The following is a 26,314-nucleotide window of genomic DNA, read 5'->3' on the forward strand; positions in this document are numbered from 1 at the left end:
ACGTCTCTGGCTCTTTGACCGGATTAATACGCCTTTAGCGGTCGCTCTCCGGTATATGTCCAACTCTATTAAATTTATTGCGGTGCGTTTATTTCAGCTTTAACCTCAACCATATAATCGAATATTTCTTTGATGCCTTCCAGACTGTGAGCCATAGCCCCCGGGTCCACAACAGTAATTAACCGGTCCCCTGCTTGTGCAATTCCTGTAAAATACTTAGCTTTGGAATACGCGATAAGACCCAATTCCTTTATGGAAGCAGCAGGAATATCCAGAATTTCTCTGGCTTCTGTTACACGAAGTGCCAGCAGCAGATTATCCGTTTTTAACACAAGAATTTTTGCTTGAGTTAATTCATTTCCTTCAGGCTGACCCAGAATTTTTTCAAAGTCCAGAACAGGAAGGAGATCTCCCCGCACATTTGTAATGCCGATCATATACGAGGGCAGATGCGGAAGAGGAGTGCGATGTTCGTCTTTCTCAATTGAAAGTATGGATTCAATTTTAACCGCATATTCTTCATTGCCACTTGCAAATACTACATATTTTTGACTGTCATTCATGTGTGAACTTCCCTCCGATTAGAATAGATAAGTCTAATGTACCATATTCTTGCCAAGAGAAGGATACCTTTTTTTGCAACTTAGCGGTTTGAAACTTCTTTTACAATTGAAACCAGGAGTTCAGCTAATTTATTCAGCTCTTTAATCGGCATTTTTTCATTTTTAGTGTGAATCTCTTCATATCCGACCGCCAAGTTCACTGTCGGCACGCCCATTCCGGCAATGACATTGGCATCGCTGCCGCCTCCGCTGGTTAATAAAGATGAGGTTCTGCCAATTGCTTCGACTGCGGCTAAGGCAATTTGCACCACTTCGTCCTGCTCTTCAAATTTAAAGCCTGGATACATGATTTCAATTTCAACTTCTGCCTTGCCGCCCATTTCATTTGCTGCGTTTTCAAACGCTTCTTTCATTTTAGCTGCCTGAGCTTCCATTTTCTCTGGAACTAGAGACCGTGCTTCTGCCAAAATATCAACTCTGTCGCAAACGATATTTGTTGCACTGCTTCCCTCAAAGCGTCCGATATTCGCTGTTGTTTCTTCATCGATGCGTCCAAGCGGCATGGAGGCAATTGCTTTAGAGGCAATCGTAATAGCAGATATACCTTTTTCAGGAGCAACTCCCGCATGCGCTGTTTTGCCGTGAATCACGGCTCTTACTTTCGCCTGTGTTGGGGCTGCTACGATGATGCCTCCAACATCTCCGTCACTATCAACAGCAAATCCGTATTTCGCTTTTACATAAGAAGGATCCAGGGCTTTAGCTCCGACAAGACCAGATTCTTCTCCTGCTGTAATAATGAATTGGATGGTGCCGTGGGGTACCTGATTTTCTTTTAGCTGGTGAACTAATTCAATCATAGCTGCGATGCCGGCTTTATCGTCGGCACCGAGAATCGTGGTGCCGTCAGAATGAACATATCCATCTTTTACGACTGGCTTAATTCCTTTTCCTGGAGTTACAGTATCCATATGGGAAGTAAAATAGATCGGATCGGCCCCTTGTTTCGTTCCTTCAAGCGTGCAAATCAAATTATTGGCTCCGTGGCCGGTTTCGCCCATACTGCTGTCCTCTTCCACATGCACCCCAAGACCGCTGAACTTCTTCTTCAGTAGCTCCGCAATTTCAGCTTCAAACTTCGTCTCAGAGTCCACTTGAACAAGCTCTAAAAATTCATCTAACAATCTTTTCTCATTAATCATGTTATTCCCTCCAATTATGTATTCACGGTGCTTAGTATACCGTGAAACCCGGTGATTCACAAAGCCTTGCTCTTAAAGAGGGATATTTCCGTGCTTCTTTTTAGGGCGATCTTCCTTCTTATTTCTGAGCATTTCAAGCGATTGTATTAATTTGATCCTTGTTTCACGGGGATCAATTACATCATCGACCATCCCCCTTGCTGCTGCTACAAATGGGTTTGCGAATTTTTCCCGGTATTCTTCAATTTTTTTGGCTCTTGTCTCTTCAGGATTTTCACTTTGTGCAATTTCTTTTGCAAATATAATATTTGCTGCGCCTTGAGGACCCATTACGGCAATTTCAGCATTAGGCCAGGCAAAAACCAAATCCGCTCCAATTGATTTACTGTTTAAAGCAACATAAGCTCCTCCGTAAGCTTTTCGCAGTATGACAGTTAATTTGGGTACTGTTGCTTCTGAATAAGCATAAAGGATTTTAGCGCCGTGCCTGATGATTCCGCCATGCTCCTGCTTGATGCCAGGGAAAAAGCCCGTTACATCTTCAAAGGTGATAATGGGAATATTAAAGGAATCGCAAAATCGGATAAATCTTGATGCTTTGTCACTTGAATCTATATCCAGCCCTCCAGCCATTACCTTCGGCTGATTACAGACGAGGCCGACCACTTCGCCTTTAATACGGGCAAGCCCAATAACAATGTTTCGCGCAAACTCCTTTTGTATTTCCATAAATGAATCTTCATCAGTTACTTGTTCAATGACGGTCCGTACATCATACGGGCGTACGGGATCGAATGGAATAGAATCGGCAAGGTCCGGTCTGTCATCTGATGCGGATGCAGCAGCCTCTCTCGGCGGCTTTTCTTCATTAGATTGAGGAAGATAGCTTAACAGTTTTCTTACCTGCTCTAGTGTTTCCTTTTCGGTTTGGGCTCTGAAATGAGCATTTCCGCTAATGGAATTATGTATTTTGGAACCTCCAAGATCTTCAGAGGAAATCTTTTCACCCGTAACGGTTTCAATTACTTTAGGACCTGTAATAAACATTTGGCTCGTTTTGTCGACCATAAAAACAAAATCAGTAATCGCTGGCGAATAAACGGCTCCGCCCGCACAAGGTCCCATTATCACAGAAATTTGCGGCACGACACCAGAATAGACGGCATTCCGGTAAAAGATATGTCCATAGCCATCAAGAGAAACGACGCCCTCCTGAATGCGTGCACCCCCGGAATCATTTAACCCAATAAAAGGTGCACCATTTTTTGCAGCAAGATCCATTACATTTGCAATTTTTTCAGCATGCATTTCACCCAGCGCCCCGCCAAACACGGTGAAATCCTGTGAAAATAGATAAATCGGCCTTCCGTTTACTTTTCCATACCCTGTGACTACACCGTCTCCGTGACCTTTAATTCCTGCCATGCCGAAATCAGCTGACCTGTGCTCAATGAACGGATTCAGCTCCATAAACGTTCCTTCATCCACTAAAAGGTCGATTCGTTCCCTAGCTGTGAGCTTTCCTTTGTCATGCTGGCGGGCAATACGCTCATCTCCGCCGCCCAATTCAATCTCTCTTCTTCTGTCATAAAGCTCATTTATTTTTTCAAACATATCACTCATGATTCGACTCTCCCTTTTCTCCTGTATGCTCACATAATTCAAAAAGAACGCCATGCGCCTGTTTAGGATGCAGAAAAGCTACATCAGCTCCTCCAGCTCCTTTTTTGGGTTTATCTGAGATGAAGATCAGTCCTTTTTCGTTAAGTTCTTCTATCCTTTGTTCAATTCCCTCCACCTGAAATGCAATATGATGAATGCCCTCTCCTTTTTTTGTTAAAAATTTTGCAACAGGCGACTCGGCGGTCAGTGGCTCGAGAAGTTCAAGCTTGATATTGCCTGCATCAATAAATGCCACTTTAACTCCCTGATTTGCAATGATCTCTTCTTTAATAAAAGTAAGCGCTAACATTCCGGTGTAAAAAGGAAGTGATTCTGTAATTGACTGCACAGCAATCCCAATATGATCTACTTTTTTCATGCCTTTCCCTCCTGCTTTTTTCTTCTCTTCTCTTATGATACCGTTATCTTTATCTATTGACTACCTGCTTGCAGTTTTTCCGATAGGAAGATAAAATAGAATTACAATGCCTATTAATAAGGAGAGAGCTTCTTGCGTAATCGTACTTTCAGAAAAATTGTTGTTTATTTAATGATCTTTGCCATGCTGGCATCCACTCTGGCAATTGGATTATCAATGGTATTATAATTTAAGTAAATGTGAGGACAGCTCAAGTCACTCCTGCAGGGTGTGACTTGAGCACTGCAAAGCTGCCAGCCTTATGTGCAGTAAACCGGTTAAAAGAGGGTGAGACATATTTGTCCCACCCTCTTTTTTATCTTGTTTTTTTCCATTTCTATTTTTCAGTTGAAATGGATTGAAGATGATGACAGACTGCCTGAGTCACTTCTTTTGTTGAATAAGAGCCCCCGACGTCAGCGGTTTTAATTTCCTGACGAGTCACTTCATTAATCGCTTGAATGATAGATTCAGCCCCATTTGAATAGCCAAGATGATCAAGCATCAAGGCGGCTGTCCATATTTGTCCGATTGGGTTCGCTTTTTCCTGTCCGGCTATATCTGGAGCTGAACCATGAACCGGTTCAAACATGGACGGGAATCTGCCTTCAGGATTTAAATTAGCAGAAGGTGCAATGCCAATGCTTCCCATCACGGCTCCTCCGATATCTGTCAAAATATCTCCAAACAAATTTGAAGCCACAATGACATCAAAGGTTTGTGGTTTTGTAACCAGGAACGCAGCCAGTGCATCTATATGCACGGATTCTGTTTTAACATCGGGATAATCAGCCGCAGTCTCCTGAAAGATCCGATCCCAAAAGGGCATAGAGTGAACAATGCCATTTGATTTGGTGGCGCTCGTTACCTTTGAATTTCTTTTCCTGGCAAGTTCAAAAGCATAGCGAATGGTCCGTTCAGTAGCCTTTCTAGTAAATATAGCATTCTGTACTGCAATTTCATCCTTGCCGTTGTGAATCACCCCGCCTGATTCACTGTATTCACCCTCGCTGTTTTCACGCACGACAACAAAATCGAAATTTTCAGGTGAGTGTAAAGGAGATTGGATTCCGTCGATTACCCGTGCAGGCCGGATGTTCAGGGAAAGCTCTAATTCACGTCTAATTTTAATTAACATGCCCCATAATGATATATGGTCGGGTACGATAGCCGGATTTCCAACTGCTCCTAGAAATACCGCATCAAACTCTTTCAGCTTGCTGATTGCATCTTCAGGCATCATCTGGCCGGTTTTAACATAATGATCCGATCCCCAATAAAAGTCCTGCATTTCAATCTTACAATCATCCTGAGTGTGTACCCATGATTGTATAACTTCTTTCGCTGAAGCCATAACTTCCAGCCCGATTCCATCTCCTGGCAGGCATGCAATGGTTTTAGTAGACAATAAAATCCCTCCGTTTATCTAAAGCTTTCCGGAAACACTGTAAGATCGATATCAAATATGATTGGCAGATAAAAATACACCGCAATCGTAATAAAAATGACGCACGCTATATTGACCCAAAATCCGTTTTTAACCATTTCAATGATTTTGAGCTTCCCGGTAGCAAAAATAATTGCATTGGGAGGTGTCCCAACCGGAAGCATAAACGCACAATTCGCAGCCATTGCAGCCGGTACCATTAAAGCGTAAGGATGCACATTTATCGCGACTGCTAATGATGCTAAAACAGGAAGGATCATCGTCGCCGTTGCAGTATTTGAAGTGATTTCAGTAAGGAAAAGGACAAGCGCTGCGGTGATGACAATCATTAAAATAAAACTTACACCTTCAAGAACAGTGAGCTGTTCCCCGATCCAGCTTGCAAGCCCGGTTTCCCTGAAACCTGCTGCTATGGCCAAGCCGCCTCCAAATAAAAGTAGTATTCCCCATGGGATGTCTTTAGTTACAGACCAGTCAAGCAGCTTTCCGCTCCCTGATTTTGCTGGGATTAAAAATAGCAGAATTCCTGCTGTTATCGCGATCATGGTATCATTGATGCCAGGGATAACAAAAAAGTTTTCATTTTCCCATAAAAAAGATCGGGTAATCCACATAAATGCGGCAAAAGCAAAAACGGCTGCTACCATTTTCTCCTCATACGATGTTTGGCCAAGTTTCTTTTTCTCCGATTGGATCAGCTCTTTTCCTCCCGGTAATTGCTTAAGCTTTATCGGATGCGCCACTCTTGTTAAGTATAGCCACGTACAAAACAGCAAAATAATCACGACCGGGGCAGCAAATAACAGCCACATCGCAAAAGATATCTGAATATCATATAGTTCACTTACGATGCCGGCAAGGAGAAGGTTTGGCGGTGTTCCGATTAGGGTCCCGAGCCCACCAATTGTTCCTGCGTACCCAACAGCGAACAGCAGTGCTTTAGAGAATTTCTCCTCTTCACCAGAATAGTCCTGATCAGAATTTTTTAAGCTTTGCGAGACCTGATAGGTTATCGCGGTTGCAATAGGCACCATCATCATGACTGCAGCTGTATTTGAAACCCACATGGACAGGAAACCTGTTGCAATCATGAATCCAAGGATGATATTGGAGGTGGATGTACCTACTACAGAGATAATATTTAAAGCAATTCTCTTGTGCAGGTCCCATCTTTCCATTGCTAATGCAATCATAAAGCCGCCCAGAAATAAAAATACGATGGGATCTCCATAGCTTGCTGTGACAGCGGATCCATCAAGAGCCCCAGTCACTGGCAAAAGGACGATAGGAAGGAGAGAAGCTGCCGGGATGGGGATGGCTTCTGTAATCCACCACGTTGCTACCCATAATGTGGTCGCAAGCACCATGACTCCGCCCAGGGAGAGAGTTTCCGGCTGAAAAAACAGGACGGTAAGGAAAAATAAAAGTGGCCCCAGAATTAACCCGGTCCGCTGTGGAGTCGTATAGCTGGGTCCATTTTGTGATGGCTGTGTGTTTCCATTTTTTGTTTTTGCTTGTGAAGGCTCTTCATTTACGTTTTCTTTTCCATCCAGTGAGAAGAACAATAAATTTTTCGTTTTTCTGTGTGCACGCCAAAGTGAATCTGACAAATTCTGATAGAACAAAAGATTACCCCCTTTGTTTTTAAAGCGCTTACATATATAATGAAATAAAAACTGTCGACTGTCGACAGGTATATGTTCAAGGATACAAATTCAAATCCGTTACGTCAATAATTAATTTAAAATTCCGACAATATTCTCATTGTTTAGCTTTTTTAGCACGTATAAAGGTGGGGGCAAATGGATAATCCAATTAAAAAATATAAAACGATTCACGAACAAGTCTATTCTCTTTTAAAAGAACGGATCATTAAAGGAGAATACAGGCCTAATCAACGTCTATTTGAGGCACAATTGGCAAGGGAATTCTCTGTCAGCAGAAGTCCCGTAAGAGAAGCGATACGAATGCTTGAACAGGAAAGTCTGATTACTCAAAATGAACAATCCATGCTCTTTGTTTACTCCCCGAGTATCGAAGATGTGGAGCAAATCTATCAATGCAGAGAAGTGCTTGAATCACTGGCTGTCTCTCTATGTGCAAAAAAAGCTGAAAAAAAAGAGCTTAAAGAAATTCTCGATACAGCCGTTATTTCTCTGCAGTTCGTCCACTCAAGCCGGGAGAAAGACATGCATCGATTAATTGAACTGAATAGTTTGTTCCACGATTTAATTATTCGCTCAAGTCAAAATAAACGGCTCGTAAAACAGCTCGATGACTTAAGAACGCTGACGTTTGTTTACAGGAGAATGAATATGAGCGATTTCAGCAGAAGAAAAGAAATTGCCGATCAGCATATTCAAATGGCTGAAGTTTTAATGAACAGGGATTCGGAGCAGGCATCTTTGATGATGAAGAACCACATCATCCGTGACAAACACTTCTTGATGACTATGTTTAAGGAGATAAGTGAAAATGAAGATGAAAATTAACTAAAAAGTAGAAAGCGGGAGGCGGTAGGTATCCTGTTGTAAGGTGAGAGCGGAGAGGACATCAGCAGCAACAGTAAAAGATAGTTGTTTTGAGATTTTGAGGGCAATTCACCTTAAAAGCTCTGTGCGGTCCAAACTGAAATCGACTGCCTGAAGCTCACCGATGTGGTTTAAACCAGTCTTTTTTAGAGAACAAAATAAAAACAGTTTGTGTGATTAACTCATACAAACTGTTTATTCATTTTTTTAGAAGGGATTCCTCTAAAAGACTGCTTTAATTGCAAATATTCTTCCATTTCACGTATAAATTGATACAAAGCTGCTCTCGTTTCAAATTCCTCACGATTTTTTGGCATTTCCATGTCTTCAAAACGAATTTTCATATCATATAGTTTCTTTAAATATAAAATCGCTGTATTCCCTGGGTGAATATGCTCACTCAGGTCCTCTACAAAATCTCCAATCATTTCACGCTGTTCAACAGAGGAAGAAAGTGAAGATATAAGCGGGAGCATTCTCTCTATCAGCTCAAATTGCTTTTGTCTCATTGAGAAATATAAATAATAGTGATTTTCATTCCGTAAAAAATGATTTTCTACATCCTGGAAAGCCAGTGTCTTTGCTTCTTTAATCATCTGATCTGTAGAAGTAATTTCCCTGCCGCTCCATTCTGCGTTTTCATCTTTTAAATAAGCCGCCATTTGCAAAAAAATTGTGTGAAAGTTGGCTTCAATCTTTTGCTGAAATTTTATCAGCTTTGCGTCTACACTTGGCATATATAAATTCATAATTAGGGCAATTCCAATTCCTATTATGATCAAAAGAAACTCATTCAGAAGAGAATCAATTGTCACGCGGCCGTCCATAAAAATATGAAGAATGATTACGCTGCTGGTCACAATTCCCTCTTTTATATTTAGCGACACAGTGACTGGTATAAAAAGCAAAAGCATCAGCCCTATTACGATGGGGTGATAGCCTATTCCTTCAAAAAAGACAGATGAAAAAACCATCGCCAGCATGCAGGCTGCAAACCTGCTCCACGAAGCATCTACTGATTTTCTTTTTGTGCTTTGAATACAAAGGATGGTTATAATACCGGCTGAAGCGAAATTATTTAAATCAAAAAACTGTGCAATCATAATGGCAATAGCGGTCCCAATTGCTGTTTTTAATGTACGGTATCCGATTTTAAGCATTTTCTTCCTCCCTTCATTCATCCTTCTCGCCATCAGTATCTACAAGCAGGATTTTGTTAAAGTACTTTCTGCAGGAAAGCTCTTGCCCTTTCACTTTTTGGTGCAGAAAAAAACTCAGCAGGTTTTCCTTCTTCAATCAATTTCCCTTCATCCATAAAAAGTATTCTGTCCCCTACTTCTTTAGCAAACCCCATCTCGTGTGTCACAATAACCATCGTTATTCCCGTAACGGAGAGGGCTTTAATAACATCGAGAACTTCCTTTACCATTTCAGGATCAAGGGCAGATGTAGGTTCATCAAAAAGCAGCAGAGAAGGCTCCATTGCAAGGGCTCTAGCTATGGCAACACGCTGCTTCTGCCCGCCTGACAGCCGGTTTGGATACTCTTTTGCTTTTTCACTTAATCCTACTTTTTTTAAGAGCTCCATCGCTTTTTGCTCAGCTTCTGGTTTTTTATATTTTTTTACCTTTCTTGGTCCATATGCAACATTTTCCAGTGCCGTCATATGAGGAAATAAGTGAAAGTGCTGAAAAACCATGCCTGCTTCAGATCTGAGTTTTAGTGGATTAAACCCTTTGGCTGTTATATCGTTTCCGTTAATTTGAATAAATCCGGAAGACGGCGTTTCGAGCAGGTTCATGCACCTTAGAAGCGTTGATTTGCCTGAGCCTGAAGGACCAATCACAACCGCAGCCTCTCCTGCGTGCACAGCAGTATGTATACTCGATAATACCTTGTGTTCCCCAAATTGTTTAGTTAATCCCTCTATTTTAATCATATACGTATTCCTTTCCGATCAAACATGGTTAGCTCATAGTTTTATATGTGAATATAAATTCAATATAAAAAACGTATGCGTTTGCATACGTTTTTTACGCTTATTTAAATTTCCTCACAGTGTACTTCAAACAATCCCTGAAGATGTGTGATAACGGACATAGGATCATGCCCTTCAATTTCATGACGCTCTACCATAGATAAGATTTTTCCGTCTTTTAAAAGAGCAAATGATGGTGAAGATGGCGGGTATCCTTCAAAATAACTCCGCGCCTTTGCAGTTGCTTCTTTATCCTGGCCTGCAAAAACGGTAACCAGTCTGTCTGGACGTTTATCATAATGAATAGAATGTGCAGCTGCCGGTCTTGCAATGCCCCCGGCACAACCACAAACTGAATTAACCATCACAAGTGTTGTACCTTTTTCTTCGACAGCGGCTTCCACTTCTTCAGGAGTCGTCAGCTGCGTGTACCCTGCTGATTCAATTTCTTCCCGCGCCTGACGTACGACGTCATTCATAAAAATATTAAAATCCATGCTCATAATACGTTCTCTCCTTTTAAAAAGGTATCTGCCTATTTATAATAGTAGAAATTTCAGACTGAATCAACTAATTGAATTTTTTATAAAAAAAGGTTTGTGAGTTAAAAACTTGGGTAAACTGAAAAAGAATCTAGCTTTAACCCCAAAACTCCCTAGATGATTGGATGACTTCTTTTAGAGGTCATCCCTTTTCTTATTCGGTAAAAAGCTGTTCTATCGCATCTGCAGGAGAGATATTTTTTGAACGCACCTGCTGTTTTAAATGTTCAAGCTGCTCTTTTCTACCCTCTTTTTCCATGAACTCATTCATTAGCCTATCCATCATCATTTGATTCATCCACTCTATTGCCTGTGATGACCTCCGTCTTTCAAATATTCCGTTTTCCTGCGTTTCTTTTTTAAATTGCAGAATGGTCTTCCATATATCATCAATTCCTGCTCCAGTAATCGCTGAGGATGTAAAAGACGGCGTTTTCCAGCCTTCTGTGGCAGGCTGCAGAAAATGAAGGAGTTGACGGTAATCTCCTTTTGCCTGTTCGGCTTTCCATACATTATCCCCATCTGCTTTATTAATGACAATGCCATCGACCAGTTCCAAAATTCCTTTTTTCATGCCCTGCAGTTCGTCTCCGCCTCCTGTTAAAGCAAGCAGCATAAAAAAATCCACCATTCCCCTTACTGTACTTTCACTTTGCCCGACACCCACTGTTTCTACTATAATTACATCGTAACCTGCTGCTTCACATAGTAAAATGGTTTCACGAGTCATTCTGTGGACGCCTCCGAGTGTACCTGCTGCTGGTGACGGTCTAATAAACACATCTGGTTCATGAGCAAGCTGTTCCATTCTAGTTTTATCTCCCAGGATGCTTCCGCCTGATAAAGTCGAGCTCGGGTCAACGGCGAGTATGGCTATAGCATAATCTTTTTTGATCAGTTTTTTTCCCAGCGCTTCGATCCATGTACTTTTCCCGGCGCCGGGTACACCTGTAATGCCAATTCGAATACTTTCACCCGTAAACGGTAAAACTCGCTGAATGAGTTCAGCTGCCTGACTGCGATGATCAGGCGAGCGGCTTTCAACCAATGTGATGCTCTGCGCCAGTGCCTTTCGATCTCCGGTGCGCAGTTTCGCTACAAGATCATCCACCTGCACTAGGGATAATCCCTTTTTTCTGAAAACACGTTTCTTCTTTCCTGGCCCCGTTTCATGACCCTTTGAGTCACTCATTTTGCTCCACTTCCTCATAGCCAAGACGCTTGTATATTTCTTCAATCACTTTTTCTGCGGCAGCAGGTATAACCGTACCCGGTCCAAAAATAGCTGTTGCTCCATTTTGCAGCAGAAACGGATAATCCTGAGCCGGAATGACACCGCCGATGACTACAATAATATCTTCTTTCCCCCATTTTTTAAGCGCTTTCATCAATTGCGGCAATAGCGTCTTATGACCTGCTGCGAGTGAACTGACTCCAATAACATGGACATCATTTTCCACAGCCTGGGCGGCAGTTTCTTCAGGCGTTTGAAACAGCGGACCAATATCCACATCAAATCCAAGATCTGCAAAAGCAGTAGCAATTACTTTTGCTCCTCTGTCATGTCCATCCTGTCCCATTTTTGCAATTAAAATCCTCGGCCGTCTTCCTTCCGCTTCCAGAAATTCATCTGCCATGTCCTTCACGTGCTGAATGTCACTGCCTCCTTCAGAATACGACTGGCTGTAAACTCCGCTAATGGAGCGAATGACAGCACGGTGCCTCCCTTTTACATGTTCAACCGCTTTTGAAATTTCTCCAAGGGTAGCTCTCGCTCTTGCTGCATGAACGGCGAGTTCCAAGAGATTCTCCTCACCGCTTTCAACCGCTTTTGTTAATTGATCTAATCTATTTTGTACTTCCTGGCTGTTCCTTTCTCTTTTTAAATCATTCAGACGCTTAATCTGGTTATTTCGAACGGTTTCATTATCGATTGATAAAATTTCAATTTGATCTTCCTGCTTTAGACGGAACTTATTCACCCCGATAATAATTTCTTTGGCTGAATCGATTTTTGCCTGGCGTTTAGCCGCCGCCTCTTCGATTTTCATTTTCGGCAGACCGGTTTCGATAGCCTTTGTCATGCCGCCAAGTTCTTCAATCTCATTAATATGCTTCCATGCCTTTTCCATTAGCTGGTTTGTAAGCTTCTCAACATAATAGGAACCGCCCCATGGATCTATAACCGGAGTTAACCCTGCTTCTTCCTGTAAAAACAGCTGTGTATTTCTTGCAATTCTCGCTGAAAAATCAGTTGGGAGGGCGATCGCTTCATCAAGTGCATTGGTATGAAGTGATTGAGTATGCCCCATCACAGCCGCATGGGCCTCTATAAGTGTTCGCATTACATTGTTATAGGGATCTTGCTCAGTCAGCGACCAGCCTGAAGTTTGGGAATGGGTTCTCAGCGCGAGTGATTTCTGATTCTGCGGTTGAAATTCTTTCATCAGTACTGCCCACATTCTTCTTGCTGCCCGCATTTTGGCTACTTCCATAAAATAATTCATCCCAATTCCCCAAAAAAAAGACAGCCTCGGTGCGAACTCATCTATATTGATGCCGGCTTTCAAACCGGTTTTAACATATTCCAGGCCATCTGCCAGTGTATAAGCAAGCTCCAAATCAGCTGGAGCACCTGCTTCCTGCATATGATAGCCTGATATGGAGATTGAGTTGAATTTTGGCATCCGGGAAGCGGTAAAAGAAAATATATCAGCTATAATTTTCATGGATACTTCAGGGGGATAGATATATGTATTTCTTACCATATATTCTTTTAAAATGTCATTTTGAATGGTACCTGAGAGTTTTTCAGGAGAAACTCCCTGTTCTTCTGCAGCTACTATATAAAATGCGAGAATGGGCAATACTGCACCATTCATCGTCATAGACACAGACATCTTATCAAGCGGGATTCCATCAAATAAAATCTTCATGTCTTCTACAGAGTCAATTGCCACCCCTGCTTTTCCCACGTCTCCTGCCACCCGTGAGTGGTCAGAATCATACCCTCTGTGCGTAGCCAGATCAAAAGCGACAGAAAGCCCTTTTTGACCCATCTCAAGGTTTCTTCTGTAAAAGCTGTTGCTTTCTTCTGCAGTTGAAAAGCCTGCATATTGTCTGATCGTCCACGGGCGGTTAACATACATACTCGGATAGGGTCCGCGCGTAAATGGTGCTAGTCCGGGTAAATCGTTAAGATGCTGTAAGGATGCTACATCATCTTGATGGTATACATTTTTCAATGGGATTCCTTCATTTGTTTCTACAGGAGTCCCTTTAGGAATAGAAGTTTGTTTTAATGATTCCCATTGAAATGGATGCTGGCTAAAGACTGGTTTCATCTGAACTCACCTCTTTAAGCTGTTTTACAACATTCTTCAAAAATGAAATGATGTTTTTACCGTTACATATCGAGTCGGTTAGTCCTGAATTTTTCCACTTTTCTACTTGTTCAGGCTGCAATTTCCCAGCAACATAAACGGATTGATTGACTTGTTTTTCAGACAGAAGCCGGTCTAATTCGAGTGTGTAGGCTTCGTTTGTACCGCAGATAATTTGAACAGGAGACCCCTTTAAAACGGTTGTCATTTGATAGGGCAATCCGACCGTATTAAGGATGCCTGTAACAAAATCCATTCTTTCTTTATGCTCCTTTACTTCACCTAAGCAGACGATCTCAACGGGCCTCATGTTTTCTGACAGCGTCTCGCCCTGCAGACTGAATAACAGCGCCTCCCACTGCTCACTTAATCTATGTTTTTGGAGGGGTTTAATTGCTCCTCCTTGATCTGTTTTATTTTGCGGCTCTGCATGTAATTTGTTTACAGGAGCATATTTGTTTGTACCAACGATTGTGGCTTTTCTAACAGCTGTATCCATCACTCTTTGTTCCCACACTTCATTAATTTTGTTTTGAATAAAGCCTTCACTTAAGGCATCCTGCACTCCGCCTAATTCCTCAATTTCAAGAAAAAACGTCCAGGCTTTTTCAGCAAGCTGTTTTGTGATCGTTTCAATGTAATAAGAGCCGCCGCCAGGGTCAGCTATTCCAGTTAAAAAGGTCTCTTCTTTCAGAAGCAGCTGGATATTTCTGGCCACTCTTACTGCCAGTGATGAGGGTATGCTATTTAACGAGTCATAGGGTTCGACGTGCTGATAATTAACTCCGCCAAGTGCTGCAGCAAATGCTTCATTGCCAGCGCGCAGGATATTAACCTGTGGATCCTGAATGGTCTTGGTCAGAGGAGAGCTTTGACTTCCAACCGAAACGGGCAGATCTCCAACCTGATAGCACTCTGCAAAATGACTCCAAAGGGCACGAAACGCTCTGATTTTAGCTATTTCAAGAAAAAATGTTGATCCCGCTGCAAATTGGATATGCATTTTTTCAACAATATCTTCCACTTTCCAGCCTTCCTGAGCCAAATGATTAATAATCCAGGATGATTCAGACAGTGCGGCAGCTAATTCCTGAACAGCTGAAGCGCCAGAATGGTGGTAAGGTACAGTGGAAACCACAATCGATTTTAAGGAAGGCTGCGCATGCGATAGCTCGTTGATTTCTTCCACCCAATTAGTTAAAAACTGCTCATTTACCAGTCGTCCCAATTGAGCTTCACCGGAAATAAAATCATAGCCGAATACACCTTCTATCGGACATGAATCTTTAAACGCTATTAAAGAAGGAAGCCATTTTTTTCTCACCTCGCTATCCAAAATGAAAAGATGAGGTTTTTCCTGAAGAGATAATAACTCTTTAATTTGTTTTGTGGACCATTGCCCCTCCACGTCTTCTTTTAAAGCGATCACTTCAGAACCATTCATCAGCTCGTTTTGTACAGCATTATAAGCTTCCTCCGGTGTTTTAGCCCATACCTGTTGTGCTGTATACCATGTATGGTTTAATTTCCAGCCGCGTGAAGGATGAAACCCATCACTAGACGGACGTTCAGTGTAGAGGGGTTCAAGAGTCAACCCTTCATACGTTTCAGTTTGCAAATCCTGAAGTGAGCGTCCCTTTAACGTTGATTCCACGAGTTGCTGCCATTGTGAAACGGAATACTTTTCAAACTGCACATGTTCTCTCATCGTATCGCTGCCCAGCAGCTTCCCTCCTTCATATATATGTAATCGTTTTCAGATTGATATATACTCATTCTAGTATAAAGCGGCGCGGTTTAAAAGAATAATCATAGACAGGCGCAAATCTTTGCTGCGTTTTAAAACAAAAGAAGAAACCGGCATCCATAAGATAGCCGGTTTTTATGAACACGTAACTGTCCACCCTGATTATTAGTATACTGACGTATTGTCTTTCGAAATAGTTTCGAGTATTTCTTTTACTCTTTGCAGGAAGCGCCCGCAAACCAGTCCATCAAGGACACGGTGATCGAGTGATAAGCACAGATTCACCATATCGCGTACTCCAATCATACCATGGTCCATAACAACTGGTCTTTTTACAATGGATTCTACTTGCAAAATGGCCGCCTGCGGGTGATTAATGATGCCCATAGACTGAACAGATCCAAATGAACCAGTATTATTTACCGTAAAAGTACCACCTTGCATTTCTTCCGATTTTAATCTGCCAGCCCGAACTTTTTGAGCAAGTTCATTAATCTCTCTGCCGATCCCTTTTATTGTTTTTTCATCAGCATGCTTAATCACAGGAACGAATAAGGCATCATCCGTTGCCACAGCAATTGAAATATTAATGTCCTTCTTCTGAATAATTTTGTCTCCTGCCCACATACTGTTCATTTGCGGGGATTCCTTTAATGCCTGCGCAATAGCTTTCACAAAGAAGGCAAAATACGTTAAATTAAATCCTTCTTTACTTTTAAATTCAGCTTTCAACGAATCCCGGTATGCAACTAAGTTTGTCACATCTACTTCCATCATCGTCCAGGCGTGAGGAGCTTCATGCTTGCTTTTCAGCATATTAGCTGCGATCGCTTTGCGTACTCCAGTTACAGGTATTTCAATGTCCCCGGCAGAAGAAGCAATCTCTGGCTGAGAGGTTTTCTTTCTCGCTGCAGCAGCCTCGTCTGATTTTGCTGCCTTTTGGGCAGGTTTATTTTCTTTTTTCTCACGGTCTTGAGCTTCATTCGGCTGTGGAATGTCCCCGCTGTCTATGAGCTTCTGTAAGTCTTTTCGCGTTATTCGGCCTTCTTTTCCTGAACCAGTTACTTGGGTTAGATCTATACTGTGCTCTTGTGATAAACGTAAAACAGCGGGGGAATAACGAACAGATGAAGAGGACTCCTTTGATTGAGCCGTCTTTGAATTCCCTGAATCAGGTGAGGGTGTTTCTTTAGCTGTTTCTTCTTCATCCCCAGCCGGTTTTTCAGAACCCTCTTCTCCTTCTACATCAATTGTGCAGATTTCTTCCCCTACTTCAAGCGTCTCACCCTCCTGCGCAAGAAGCTCTTTCATTATTCCTGTAAAAGATGAAGGTACTTCAGCATTTACTTTATCCGTATTAACCTCTGCAATTGGATCGTATTTATTTACGTGATCCCCCGGGGAAACCAGCCACTTTTCAATTGTGCCCTCTGTAACCGATTCTCCAAGCTGAGGCATCGTCATTTTTTCAACTGCCACGCGTACGCCCTCCTTAATTCTTCATTAATATTCAGCTAATTCCTTCATTGCTTTTTCAACTTTGTCAGGATTCACCATAAAATATTTTTCCATTGTTGGTGCATAAGGCATAGCCGGAACATCAGGACCGGAAAGTCTCATTATTGGAGCGTCAAGGTCAAACAAACAGTTTTCTGCAATAATTGCGGCAACCTCACCCATAATACTGCCTTCTTTAGTATCCTCGGTTAAGAGCAGCACTTTTCCCGTTTTAGAAGCGGCTTCTATAATCGCTTCTTTATCCAGAGGATACACGGTTCTAAGATCTAAGATATGAGCATCATACCCATCCTGAGCCAGTCGTTCAGCTGCCTGGAGGGCGAAGTGCACACATAACCCGTAAGTAATAACGGTAATGTCTTCTCCCTTTCTTTTCACATCCGCTTTTCCGATTTCCAGCGTATAATCCTCTTCAGGCACTTCCCCTTTAATCAGGCGGTAAGCACGCTTATGTTCAAAAAACAGCACAGGATCCTCATCGCGGATTGCCGCTTTCAGCAGCCCTTTCACGTCGTACGGTGTGGAAGGCATAACAATCTTAAGACCCGGCTGGTTGGCAAAAATCGCTTCTACCGATTGAGAATGATAAAGGGCTCCATGAACGCCTCCTCCATAAGGAGCACGAATCACCATCGGACAGCTCCAGTCATTATTCGAGCGGTATCTGATTTTCGCTGCTTCTGAAATGATCTGGTTAATAGCCGGCATAATGAAGTCCGCAAATTGCATTTCTGCAATCGGCCTCATTCCATACATAGCAGCACCGATTCCAACACCCGCTATAGCTGATTCAGCAAGAGGCGTATCAATCACCCGCTCTTCTCCAAATTGATCATAAAGACCATGTGTGGCCTTGAATACGCCGCCTTTTTTTCCAACGTCCTCTCCGAGAACAAACACTCGCTCATCGCGTTCCATTTCCTCTTTCATTGCTAATGTAACAGCGTCAATATAAGACATTACCGGCATCGGTTTGTTCCTCCCTTAGTTTTCTTCCGCATACACGTATTTCAAGGCTGACTCAGGTTCTGCATATGGTGCCTTTTCTGCGTAGTCTGTGGCTTCATTCACTTCTTTCATGATCCGGTCATTAATTTCTTTTTCTGTTTGATCATCCATTACGCCGGCTTCTTTAAGATACGCGCCGAATGTAATAATTGGATCCAATGATTTAGCTTTTGCTACTTCATCAGGTGAACGGTATGCCCGGTCATCATCATCAGAGGAATGAGCTGTTAATCGATAGGACACCGTTTCAACTAGAGTAGGTCCTTCTCCGCGGCGGGCGCGTTCTGCTGCTTCTTTTACCACTCGATAGACTTCAAGCGGATCATTTCCATCTACAGTTACACCCGGCATGCCATAGCCAATCGCCCGGTCAGATACATTTTCACACGCCAGCTGCTTTTCAATTGGAACTGAGATCGCGTATTTATTGTTTTCGCACATAAAAATAACCGGCAGTTTATGTACCCCTGCAAAGTTTGCTCCCTCATGAAAATCCCCCTGATTCGAAGAGCCCTCACCAAAGGTTACAAAGGTTACCAGATCTTTCTTTTCCATCTTCCCGGCTAAAGCAAGGCCGACTGCATGAGGGACTTGCGTCGTTACAGGAGAAGAACCTGTTACGATCCGGTTTTTCTTTTGACCAAAATGCCCAGGCATTTGACGTCCGCCTGAATTTGGATCCTCTGCTTTTGCAAAACCAGAAAGCATTAACTCCCGTGCTGTCATGCCAAAATGCAGGACTACCCCCATATCACGATAGTATGGCAGAGCAAAATCCTTTTCGGTATCTAAGGCAAAAGAAGCGCCAACCTGTGCAGCTTCCTGACCTTGGCAGGAAATTACAAATGGGATTTTACCGGAACGGTTTAAAAGCCACATCCGCTCATCTATTCTTCTGGCCATCAGCATGGTTTCATAAATCTTAATTACCTCTTCGTTCGTAAGACCCAGCTCTTCATGTCGATTTTTAGTCATCGTTTAGAACCTCCTTTTTTTATCATTTGCCGTTTAAGAATGGATTGCTTTTCCATCAACTGCCAGCGCTGCTTCACCTATCGCCTCACTAAGCGTAGGATGAGGATGGATAGTTTGTCCTACTTCCCACGGCGTTGCATCGAGCACACGGGCAAGCCCTGCTTCTGATATCATATCTGTTACGTGCGGACCAATCATATGTACGCCGAGCAAATCGTTGGTTTTAGCGTCTGCAATCATCTTAACAAATCCGTCTGATTCACCGAATACCAGTGCTTTCCCAATCGCTTTAAAAGGAAATTTTCCGATTTTCACATTAAATCCCTGATCCTTTGCTTCTTGTTCGGTCAATCCTACACTTGCAGCCTCAGGGCTTGAATAAATACATTTAGAAACCAGTGTATAATCAATTGGTGTAACGTCCATATTTGCGATATGCTCCACAGCATGAATTCCTTCATGAGAAGCAACATGAGCAAGCTGAAGACCGCCAATCACGTCCCCAATGGCATAAATATGCGACTCTTTGGTTTGAAGCGCTTTATTTACAGCTATAAAGCCATTTTCAAGCTGGATATCTGTATTTTCCAGCCCGATTCCTTCAACATTTGCCTGGCGTCCAACCGAAACCAGCATTTTTTCCGCTGTATAGGATTCAACTTTCCCCTTTACTTCAGCTTGAATCGATACTTCGCCTGATTTTGTCATCGCACTTTCTGAATCAACCTTAGCACCTGTTACAATCTTAATTCCTTTTTTCTTTAAAAGCTTCAGCATTTCAGATGAAACGTCTCTATCTTCTGTTGGAATAATACGGTCGGCATATTCCAGTACGGTAACGTCTACACCAAAATCATTCATCATAGAAGCCCACTCGATGCCAATAACGCCTCCGCCGACAATTATGATAGATGAAGGCAGCTGTTCAATTTCAAGAGTCTGATCAGAGCTCAGGATTTGATTGCCGTCAAGTTCAAGGCCTGGCAGTGATTTTGGTCTTGAGCCCGTAGCAATAATTACATTTTTTGGGATGAGCATTTCGTTTTCCGTTCCGTCTGTCATTTCTACTGAAACGGTACCCGGCATAGGAGAAAAGATGGAAGGGCCTAAAATCCGGCCAAACCCGTCGTAAACATCAATTTTTCCTTGTTTCATCAAATGCTGCACACCTTTATGAAGCTGATCCACAATTCCCTGCTTACGTTCCTGAACTTTGTTAAAATCCAGCGATACCTCACCTGTCAGTACGCCAAACTGATCAGCATGTTTTGCAGTTGCATACACTTCTGCGCTTCTGAGCAAAGCTTTACTTGGTATACAGCCTCTATGTAGACAGGTGCCGCCTATTTTTCCTTTTTCAACGATTGCAGTAGTCAGACCCAGCTGGGAAGCTCGGATCGCTGCAACGTATCCACCGGTTCCACCGCCTAAAATCACAAGATCATATTCTCTGGACATACATGAACCTCCTAATTAATTACGTACCTTCCGCAAAGCATTTGGATATTCTTTTGCTTCTTCCTCTTCTCTGAGCACTCTCAACGCGCCTTCAGCAAGAGCCTGAAGTTCATTTTCACCCGGCTGCACAATTACATCTGCAATCCAGTCAATTTTTTCTCTGATCGCATGAACAAAGTCTTTGCCGTAAGCCAGTCCACCAGTGAGGATGATGGCATCCACTTTTCCTGCAACTACTGCACTTGCTCCGCCAATTTCTTTCGCTACCTGATAGGCCATCGCATGATAAACTTTTTTGGCTTCTTCATTGCCTTTACTGATCATTTTTTCAACTTGAACAGCATCGTTTGTACCAAGATAGCCTACCAGCCCGCCTTGACCTACAAGTTTTTTCATTATTTCTTCGCGATAATAATCTCCTGAAAAGCACAGCTCAACCAAGTCGCCAGCTGGAACTGTTCCCGCTCTTTCAGGACTGAAAGGCCCATCCCCGTGCAGTCCGTTATTTACATCAATCACACGGCCGTTTTTATGAACGCCTACTGTGATTCCGCCACCCATATGTGTCACAAGAAATGTTGATTGCTCATATTTCCTGCCAAGCTCTTTTGCTACACGACGTGCCACCGCTTTTTGATTCAGTGCATGAAAAATACTCTTTCTCTCAATCAGTGAAAATCCTGAAACTCGGGCAATATCATCAAGCTCATCCACGACTACAGGGTCCACAATATAAGCTGGAACATTCAGACCTGCAGCAATTTCGTAGGCAATAATCCCACCTAAATTTGAAGCATGCTGACCTGAATACCCTGCACGCAGATCCTTCAGCATTTCATCATTAACTGCATAGGTGCCGCCTTCTATCGGGCGGAGCAGACCGCCTCTTCCACATACTGCATTTAATTTGGAAATGTTGATGCCTTCTTCATCTAGCGCTTCTAATATCGTCATTTTTCTGAATTCATATTGATCTATAATTTTTGAGTAAGTTTCAATCTGAACCGTTTCATGGCGAATTGTTTTTTCAAGCACAGCGGTTTCTCCATCAAATACCCCTATTTTTGTAGAAGTAGAGCCAGGGTTAATGACTAAAATACGGTATTGAGTTTCCTGCACGATATTTCCTCCAATCTAACAGACTTATGCGCTGTTTTTTAGCGCATAAGTCTAAAACTCTTTTTATCTGCGGCTTAAAATATGATGTCCCTGTTGTAGAAACTGGCTTCTTGATTTGCTCATTCTTGAAATGCGCTCCTCCGCCATTCTGTCAGCTGCAACATAGCTTGGCACATGATCGCGTTTTGCGATCTCAAACACTTTAGCTACGTTATCGTAAATTTTTTCTACATTCTTCATTGCCCGTTCACGGTTGTAGCCGTACAATTCATCTGCCACATTGATCACTCCGCCGGCATTAATAACATAATCCGGTGCGTAAACAATTCCACGTTCATGCAGAATATCGCCATGACGCGTTTCTTTCAATTGATTGTTTGCTGCACCAGCAACTACTTTTGCTTTTAATACCTCAAGCGTGTCATCATTGATTACAGCACCAAGCGCACAAGGAGTGAAAATATCACATTCTACTCCGTAAATCTCATTCGGTTCAACTGCTTTTGCTCCAAATTCTTCTACAGCCCGCATGACTGCTGTTTTATTGATATCTGTAACGATTAACTTTGCGCCTTCTTCATGAAGATGGCGGCATAAGGTAAAGGCAACATTTCCAACGCCTTGCACGGCAATGGTTTTTCCTTCAAGAGAATCATCACCAAAGGCTTCCATCGCAGCCGCTTTAATTCCCCGGTAAACTCCGTAAGCAGTTACAGGTGAAGGATTACCAGACGACCCAAATGCAGGAGAAATGCCTGTTACATAATCGGTCTCTTCATGAATTAAATCCATATCCATTACAGTTGTTCCTACGTCTTCAGCCGTAATATAGCGTCCTGCAAGTCCCTGTATATATCTTCCGAAGGCACGAAACATTTCTTCATTTTTATCTTTTAATGGATCTCCAATAATAACTGTTTTTCCGCCGCCAAGATTCAAGCCTGCAGCAGCATTTTTATACGTCATTCCCTTAGCAAGACGCAGTGCATCTTCAATAGCAGCTGCTTCATTGTTATAAGTCCACATTCTAGTTCCCCCAAGCGCTGGCCCAAGGGTCGTATCATGAATTGCAATGATGGCCTTTAAGCCAGATGTCTTGTCCTGACAGAAAACAAGCTGCTCATAATCGTATTGTTCCATATAAGTAAATAGTTCCATTTGTAATTCCTCCTAAGGGATGTTGGTATTAAGTAGCTGAACAAATTGCCATTGCCAGTGAATTCAGTTTGCTTTGAGCCGAATCTGAACGGGAAGTAAGAACAATCGGTGCTTTTGCACCTGCGATTATCGCTCCAACCTGGCTGCTGCCAAAGTACATTAAGGATTTATAAAGCACATTACCTGCCTCAATAGAAGAAACGAGTAGAATATCTGCCTGTCCCGCCACTTCGCCGCTGATTTTTTTCTGCTTCGCTGCCTCCATTGATATGGCATTATCAAGTGCCAGAGGACCATCCACAATGCAGCCGGTGATTTGGCCTCTTCTATTCATTTGTGTCAATGCGGCTGCATCTAATGTTGCCGGCATTGCCGGGTTAATCACTTCAACAGCTGCCAAAGGGGCGACTTTAGGCTTTGACACTCCAAGCTTATGCGCCACACTTACAGCATTGGAAACAATCTGAACCTTTTGCTGAAGATCGGGTGCTACATTCATAGCAGCATCCGTCACAAAAATACTTCTTTCAATCGCGGGTACTTCAAAAAGAGCAACATGGGAAAGGACGCTTCCTGTTCTCATTCCTTTTTCTTTATGCAAGACCGCTTTTAGAAGAGGCGCAGTTTCAATATGGCCTTTCATCAAGACAGCCGCTTCGCCCTCTTTCACTGCTTGAACTCCTTTTTCAGCAGCGGTCAAATGATCCGCGGCATGACGGGTTACGACTCTTCCGTTTTGGAGAAGGGATGGATAGTTTTGAGCAATTAGATCATCTATTTTTTTCTCATCGCCAATTAAAATAAAATTAGCAAGCTCCAGTTCCGTTGCCATTTCAACTGCTTTAAGCACTTCATGATCTTCAGCTTTTACGACGGCAACGGTCACTTCAGTTTTTCTGCCGGCCTCTTCTATCAATTTTTTAAAGGTATTCATCTTAGCCTCCCTTTTCTACTTCAACCTCGTATTTTTCGATTTTATAATACAAGTTGCGAATGGAAATATCCAACTCTTTTGAGGCAGCCGTTTTATTTCCTTTATATTTCACTAATGTCTGTTCAATAATTTGCTTCTCAAGCTGTTCGAGCTGTTCCGCTAGGGTACCTTTTTGCTCGTCTGTTTTAGTCTGCTGAACATGACTTGTGTGCAGCGGGATCAGATGCTTAGTTTCAATCATCGTCTCCTGATGATGCATAAAAATCATTGCTCGACTTAAGACGTTTTCAAGCTCCCTCACATTCCCCGGCCATGCATAGTCCATCAGCTGTTTAATTGCAGCGGGGGACACTCCTTTTACATGTCTGCCGAATGCCTGATTTAAATTTTGCACCAGCCGTTCGCAAAGCAGCGGGATATCCATTTTGTGATTCCGCAAAGAAGGAAGCTGAATGGGGAGCTTTGTTAAATAATAATAGAGCTCTTCAAGAAAGTTCCCCTCTGCAATCGCCCGTTCTAAGTTGTGATTAGTCGCAGCAATAATTCTCGCCTTTAACGGAACGGCGTTTTCGCTATGCAAACGGGTAATTGTTTTTGTCTGAAGCGCCTTTAATAGGGCTTCCTGCGTTCCCATGCTCAATTCACCAATCTCATCTAAGAAAATACTTCCTTCTCCAGCTTGTTCCAAAAGTCCTGTTTTCACAAACAGATCGCCGCTTGATGGATCTGTTTCTTCGCTGCCAAACAGCGCTTCTTTTAGAAAAGCTGTAGGCATGGATGCACAATTTACCTTTAAAAAAGAATAATACCTTCTCTTGCTTGCATTGTGGATCGCATGAGCAAAAAGCTCTTTCCCCGTACCCGCTTCGCCTCTGACAAGGACTGTAGTAGACGTATTCGACGCCACTTTTGCCTGTTCGATCACCAATTGTATGTCATCTGATTTTCCGACTATGTCATCAAAGGTATATTTTGCTTCCAGAGTCCGAATAATACGTCTTGCTCTGTCAAGTTCAGAGGTCAAAGATTGTATTTCGGACATATCATGTATGACGCCTACACTTCCTTTAAGCTGTCCATTCACGATTACAGGTGCAACGTTTACCACTACTTCTTTTTTATTGGGACCAACCCTCATGTTTGCCCCGCGCACAGGTCTCCTTGTTTTCAAGACCTGCATATGCATGCTTTCACCTTCAGAAATGTCTGTTGTAGCAGGCTGATTAATGACTTCAGATTCGCTGAGCCCAGTTAAGCGCGTATAAGCGGGATTGATCAGCAGCCCCCGTCCGTGCTCGTCCACAACGGAAATGGCTTCATCACTCGATTGAATAATGGCTTCAAGCATCGTTTGAATTTCTCTTAAATTCGTCATCTCTTCTGCAAGATTGACCACTTCCGTAATGTCTTTAAATACAGCAAAAGCTCCGATAATCTCACCGCTGTCATTAACCATTGGGATTCTTGTTGTAACCACTTTCAGACCATTATCAAGAATGAGCTCCTGATTGCTTTCTGTCCTGCCGGTTTCTATAATCCTCGGCAGTCCGCTCATGGGAATAACATGATATATTACTTCTCCCATAGCCTTTTCTTTTGGAACCCCGACCATGGCAGAAGCCTGCTCGTTAAAAAGAATAATACGATGGCTGCAGTCGATGCCAATCATCCCATCATGAGTAGAATTCACAATCAGGTCTCTGATAAACGAGGCGTTCTCCATTCGTTCTATGAGAGATTCTTTTTCAGTGAGGAGCTGGTAAATAAGAGATGCTACACTTCCGGGAACCAGCACCGTGTGCGTTGACCGTGCATTTCTAAGATCATTAAATGTTTGTGCATCGCCTGTAACGTCTATAATAATATCCGTCTCCTCGGACAAATGCTCCTTCCACTCTTTACCTGTTTGTATGTGCAGGGACTGTGCTAATGCAAGTCCAGGCGCCTGAGGGTTCGGATCTACCACTGCGTACACCTGAAAAGCATCTGATTCTGCCATCACCCGTAACAAAGCCGTTCCACCCCGCCCGGCTCCTACTATCAGCACTTTTTGCAATTTTTTTCATCCCTTCTGATATGTAACGCAACTTCTTGCAACTACTTTATTGTACATGAAAGCCTTTTCCTTGACAATCATTTTTCAAAGCCGCATAGTTTTATGTAGAACCTTGCAAGGAGTATGAGAGATGTCCCGAATAATTGCACTGATTATACTGTTAATTCCAGGAGTAATCGCAGCTTATGGAATTAAATTAATGAGAGATATGTTTTTTGGCGTTCAGGCTTCCTGGCTGCCTGCACTATGGCTCCAGTTTACCGTGGGGTTCATAATGTTTGCTGCCGGACTGAGCTTTATCGGCGGTTTTTTATTGCACCGTGACAGGAGAAATAATAAAGTTCAGGAACGGTTTAAGAGAAAATAGCTTATGATACAGTGCCTGCAGCTGTATGCGGCAATTCATATACCAGCTTGAATAATCTTGAAGCATAGAAAACACCCGGGTCACTGAGCTCCGGGTGTTTTTTGTCTTGATAGTTATTTTTGATCACTTTCCAGCTTTTTTACACCATCTTTCGATCATCGCAAAAATCCTGAAAAGGGAAATAAGCTGAGCATGCTGCTATACAGTGATACCTTCTGAATTGTTGTTTTATCTTTCATACCCCTTGC

The 26,314-nt window shown here is 42.7% G+C and carries 23 protein-coding genes; 3 read left to right on the plus strand and 20 right to left on the minus strand.

Annotated elements, in window-relative coordinates; all coding sequences use genetic code 11:
* Positions 1–74: 74 nt before the first annotated feature.
* The 4 genes from ACQCT8_RS13435 to mce form a co-directional block, all read right to left on the minus strand.
* On the minus strand, positions 75–563 hold the full coding sequence (locus tag ACQCT8_RS13435; protein WP_426871913.1) for a chemotaxis protein CheW: 489 nt from the start codon (positions 561–563) through the stop codon (positions 75–77).
* An 80-nt stretch (positions 564–643) separates the two neighbouring features.
* The gene (locus ACQCT8_RS13440; RefSeq protein ID WP_426871914.1) at positions 644–1,765 is read right to left on the minus strand and encodes a M20/M25/M40 family metallo-hydrolase; all 1,122 of its coding nucleotides are present in this window, start codon (positions 1,763–1,765) and stop codon (positions 644–646) included.
* Positions 1,766–1,837: 72 nt separating this feature from the next.
* The gene (locus tag ACQCT8_RS13445) at positions 1,838–3,388 is read right to left on the minus strand and encodes an acyl-CoA carboxylase subunit beta (RefSeq protein ID WP_426871915.1); all 1,551 of its coding nucleotides are present in this window, start codon (positions 3,386–3,388) and stop codon (positions 1,838–1,840) included.
* Complete coding sequence (mce, locus tag ACQCT8_RS13450; RefSeq protein WP_426871916.1) at positions 3,381–3,806, minus strand: methylmalonyl-CoA epimerase; 426 nt, start codon at positions 3,804–3,806, stop codon at positions 3,381–3,383. The genes ACQCT8_RS13445 and mce overlap by 8 nt, the downstream gene beginning before the upstream one ends.
* Before the next feature lie 132 nt (positions 3,807–3,938).
* On the opposite strand from mce, the gene prli42 reads away from it, so the two are divergent.
* Positions 3,939–4,034, plus strand: a complete 96-nt coding sequence (prli42, locus tag ACQCT8_RS13455; RefSeq protein ID WP_278239424.1) for a stressosome-associated protein Prli42 — start codon at positions 3,939–3,941, stop codon at positions 4,032–4,034.
* 148 nt (positions 4,035–4,182) lie between these two features.
* Here the strand turns inward: prli42 and ACQCT8_RS13460 are convergent, their stop codons facing one another.
* Positions 4,183–5,259, minus strand: coding sequence for a tartrate dehydrogenase (locus ACQCT8_RS13460; RefSeq protein ID WP_426871967.1), 1,077 nt, complete (start codon positions 5,257–5,259; stop codon positions 4,183–4,185).
* Positions 5,260–5,267: 8 nt separating this feature from the next.
* Positions 5,268–6,917: an SLC13 family permease gene (locus tag ACQCT8_RS13465; RefSeq protein WP_426871917.1), complete on the minus strand. Its 1,650-nt coding sequence runs from the start codon at positions 6,915–6,917 to the stop codon at positions 5,268–5,270.
* Positions 6,918–7,094: 177 nt separating this feature from the next.
* Here ACQCT8_RS13465 and ACQCT8_RS13470 point away from each other — a divergent pair, with 177 nt between their 5' ends.
* On the plus strand, positions 7,095–7,784 hold the full coding sequence (locus ACQCT8_RS13470) for a GntR family transcriptional regulator (RefSeq protein WP_426871918.1): 690 nt from the start codon (positions 7,095–7,097) through the stop codon (positions 7,782–7,784).
* A 221-nt stretch (positions 7,785–8,005) separates the two neighbouring features.
* Here the strand turns inward: ACQCT8_RS13470 and ACQCT8_RS13475 are convergent, their stop codons facing one another.
* The 14 genes from ACQCT8_RS13475 to ACQCT8_RS13540 all read right to left on the minus strand — a co-directional run bounded on the left by ACQCT8_RS13475 (position 8,006) and on the right by ACQCT8_RS13540 (position 25,699).
* Entirely contained in the window at positions 8,006–8,983 is a 978-nt protein-coding gene (locus tag ACQCT8_RS13475; RefSeq protein ID WP_426871919.1) for an aromatic acid exporter family protein, read from the minus strand.
* Positions 8,984–9,039: 56 nt separating this feature from the next.
* Positions 9,040–9,762: an amino acid ABC transporter ATP-binding protein gene (locus ACQCT8_RS13480; protein ID WP_426871920.1), complete on the minus strand. Its 723-nt coding sequence runs from the start codon at positions 9,760–9,762 to the stop codon at positions 9,040–9,042.
* A 104-nt stretch (positions 9,763–9,866) separates the two neighbouring features.
* Positions 9,867–10,304 (minus strand): BrxA/BrxB family bacilliredoxin, encoded by a 438-nt coding sequence (locus tag ACQCT8_RS13485; protein ID WP_426871921.1) that lies wholly within the window; start codon positions 10,302–10,304, stop codon positions 9,867–9,869.
* 193 nt (positions 10,305–10,497) lie between these two features.
* Positions 10,498–11,535: a methylmalonyl Co-A mutase-associated GTPase MeaB gene (meaB, locus tag ACQCT8_RS13490; protein ID WP_426871922.1), complete on the minus strand. Its 1,038-nt coding sequence runs from the start codon at positions 11,533–11,535 to the stop codon at positions 10,498–10,500.
* On the minus strand, positions 11,528–13,687 hold the full coding sequence (scpA, locus tag ACQCT8_RS13495; RefSeq protein ID WP_426871923.1) for a methylmalonyl-CoA mutase: 2,160 nt from the start codon (positions 13,685–13,687) through the stop codon (positions 11,528–11,530). The genes meaB and scpA overlap by 8 nt, the downstream gene beginning before the upstream one ends.
* A complete protein-coding gene (locus ACQCT8_RS13500; RefSeq protein WP_426871924.1) occupies positions 13,671–15,434 on the minus strand; it encodes a methylmalonyl-CoA mutase family protein in 1,764 nt (587 codons plus the stop codon). Before ACQCT8_RS13500 ends, scpA begins: the two co-directional genes overlap by 17 nt.
* Positions 15,435–15,638: 204 nt before the next feature.
* Positions 15,639–16,952, minus strand: coding sequence for a dihydrolipoamide acetyltransferase family protein (locus tag ACQCT8_RS13505; RefSeq protein WP_426871925.1), 1,314 nt, complete (start codon positions 16,950–16,952; stop codon positions 15,639–15,641).
* Positions 16,953–16,976: 24 nt separating this feature from the next.
* Positions 16,977–17,960, minus strand: a complete 984-nt coding sequence (locus tag ACQCT8_RS13510; protein ID WP_426871926.1) for an alpha-ketoacid dehydrogenase subunit beta — start codon at positions 17,958–17,960, stop codon at positions 16,977–16,979.
* A gap of 15 nt (positions 17,961–17,975) precedes the next feature.
* On the minus strand, positions 17,976–18,974 hold the full coding sequence (locus ACQCT8_RS13515; RefSeq protein WP_426871927.1) for a thiamine pyrophosphate-dependent dehydrogenase E1 component subunit alpha: 999 nt from the start codon (positions 18,972–18,974) through the stop codon (positions 17,976–17,978).
* Between the two features lie 33 nt (positions 18,975–19,007).
* Complete coding sequence (gene lpdA, locus ACQCT8_RS13520) at positions 19,008–20,432, minus strand: dihydrolipoyl dehydrogenase (RefSeq protein WP_426871928.1); 1,425 nt, start codon at positions 20,430–20,432, stop codon at positions 19,008–19,010.
* Positions 20,433–20,447: 15 nt separating this feature from the next.
* A complete protein-coding gene (gene buk, locus ACQCT8_RS13525) occupies positions 20,448–21,551 on the minus strand; it encodes a butyrate kinase (protein WP_426871929.1) in 1,104 nt (367 codons plus the stop codon).
* A 63-nt stretch (positions 21,552–21,614) separates the two neighbouring features.
* Positions 21,615–22,709, minus strand: coding sequence for a branched-chain amino acid dehydrogenase (gene bcd / locus ACQCT8_RS13530; RefSeq protein ID WP_426871930.1), 1,095 nt, complete (start codon positions 22,707–22,709; stop codon positions 21,615–21,617).
* 28 nt (positions 22,710–22,737) lie between these two features.
* Positions 22,738–23,643, minus strand: coding sequence for a phosphate butyryltransferase (gene yqiS, locus ACQCT8_RS13535; RefSeq protein WP_426871931.1), 906 nt, complete (start codon positions 23,641–23,643; stop codon positions 22,738–22,740).
* A gap of 1 nt (position 23,644) precedes the next feature.
* On the minus strand, positions 23,645–25,699 hold the full coding sequence (locus ACQCT8_RS13540) for a sigma 54-interacting transcriptional regulator (protein ID WP_426871932.1): 2,055 nt from the start codon (positions 25,697–25,699) through the stop codon (positions 23,645–23,647).
* A 130-nt stretch (positions 25,700–25,829) separates the two neighbouring features.
* Between ACQCT8_RS13540 and ACQCT8_RS13545 the strand changes: the two genes are divergently transcribed.
* On the plus strand, positions 25,830–26,066 hold the full coding sequence (locus ACQCT8_RS13545; protein WP_426871933.1) for a DUF2627 domain-containing protein: 237 nt from the start codon (positions 25,830–25,832) through the stop codon (positions 26,064–26,066).
* Positions 26,067–26,314: the final 248 nt, after the last annotated feature.

It is taken from the genome of Jeotgalibacillus proteolyticus (assembly GCF_050107735.1).
In the GTDB taxonomy this organism is placed as follows: Bacteria; Bacillota; Bacilli; order Bacillales; family Jeotgalibacillaceae; genus Jeotgalibacillus; species Jeotgalibacillus proteolyticus_A.

Excerpts from the sequence above, each read along its gene's own strand:
- ACQCT8_RS13435 (WP_426871913.1), bottom strand. The coding sequence starts at position 563 with ATGAATGACAGTCAAAAATATGTAGTATTTGCAAGTGGCAATGAAGAA.
- ACQCT8_RS13440 (WP_426871914.1), bottom strand. The coding sequence starts at position 1,765 with ATGATTAATGAGAAAAGATTGTTAGATGAATTTTTAGAGCTTGTTCAA.
- ACQCT8_RS13445 (WP_426871915.1), bottom strand. The coding sequence starts at position 3,388 with ATGAGTGATATGTTTGAAAAAATAAATGAGCTTTATGACAGAAGAAGA.
- mce (WP_426871916.1), bottom strand. The coding sequence starts at position 3,806 with ATGAAAAAAGTAGATCATATTGGGATTGCTGTGCAGTCAATTACAGAA.
- ACQCT8_RS13470 (WP_426871918.1), top strand. The coding sequence starts at position 7,095 with ATGGATAATCCAATTAAAAAATATAAAACGATTCACGAACAAGTCTAT.
- ACQCT8_RS13475 (WP_426871919.1), bottom strand. The coding sequence starts at position 8,983 with ATGCTTAAAATCGGATACCGTACATTAAAAACAGCAATTGGGACCGCT.
- ACQCT8_RS13480 (WP_426871920.1), bottom strand. The coding sequence starts at position 9,762 with ATGATTAAAATAGAGGGATTAACTAAACAATTTGGGGAACACAAGGTA.
- ACQCT8_RS13485 (WP_426871921.1), bottom strand. The coding sequence starts at position 10,304 with ATGAGCATGGATTTTAATATTTTTATGAATGACGTCGTACGTCAGGCG.
- meaB (WP_426871922.1), bottom strand. The coding sequence starts at position 11,535 with ATGAGTGACTCAAAGGGTCATGAAACGGGGCCAGGAAAGAAGAAACGT.
- scpA (WP_426871923.1), bottom strand. The coding sequence starts at position 13,687 with ATGAAACCAGTCTTTAGCCAGCATCCATTTCAATGGGAATCATTAAAA.
- ACQCT8_RS13500 (WP_426871924.1), bottom strand. The coding sequence starts at position 15,434 with ATGAGAGAACATGTGCAGTTTGAAAAGTATTCCGTTTCACAATGGCAG.
- ACQCT8_RS13510 (WP_426871926.1), bottom strand. The coding sequence starts at position 17,960 with ATGCCGGTAATGTCTTATATTGACGCTGTTACATTAGCAATGAAAGAG.
- ACQCT8_RS13515 (WP_426871927.1), bottom strand. The coding sequence starts at position 18,974 with ATGACTAAAAATCGACATGAAGAGCTGGGTCTTACGAACGAAGAGGTA.
- lpdA (WP_426871928.1), bottom strand. The coding sequence starts at position 20,432 with ATGTCCAGAGAATATGATCTTGTGATTTTAGGCGGTGGAACCGGTGGA.
- bcd (WP_426871930.1), bottom strand. The coding sequence starts at position 22,709 with ATGGAACTATTTACTTATATGGAACAATACGATTATGAGCAGCTTGTT.
- yqiS (WP_426871931.1), bottom strand. The coding sequence starts at position 23,643 with ATGAATACCTTTAAAAAATTGATAGAAGAGGCCGGCAGAAAAACTGAA.
- ACQCT8_RS13545 (WP_426871933.1), top strand. The coding sequence starts at position 25,830 with ATGTCCCGAATAATTGCACTGATTATACTGTTAATTCCAGGAGTAATC.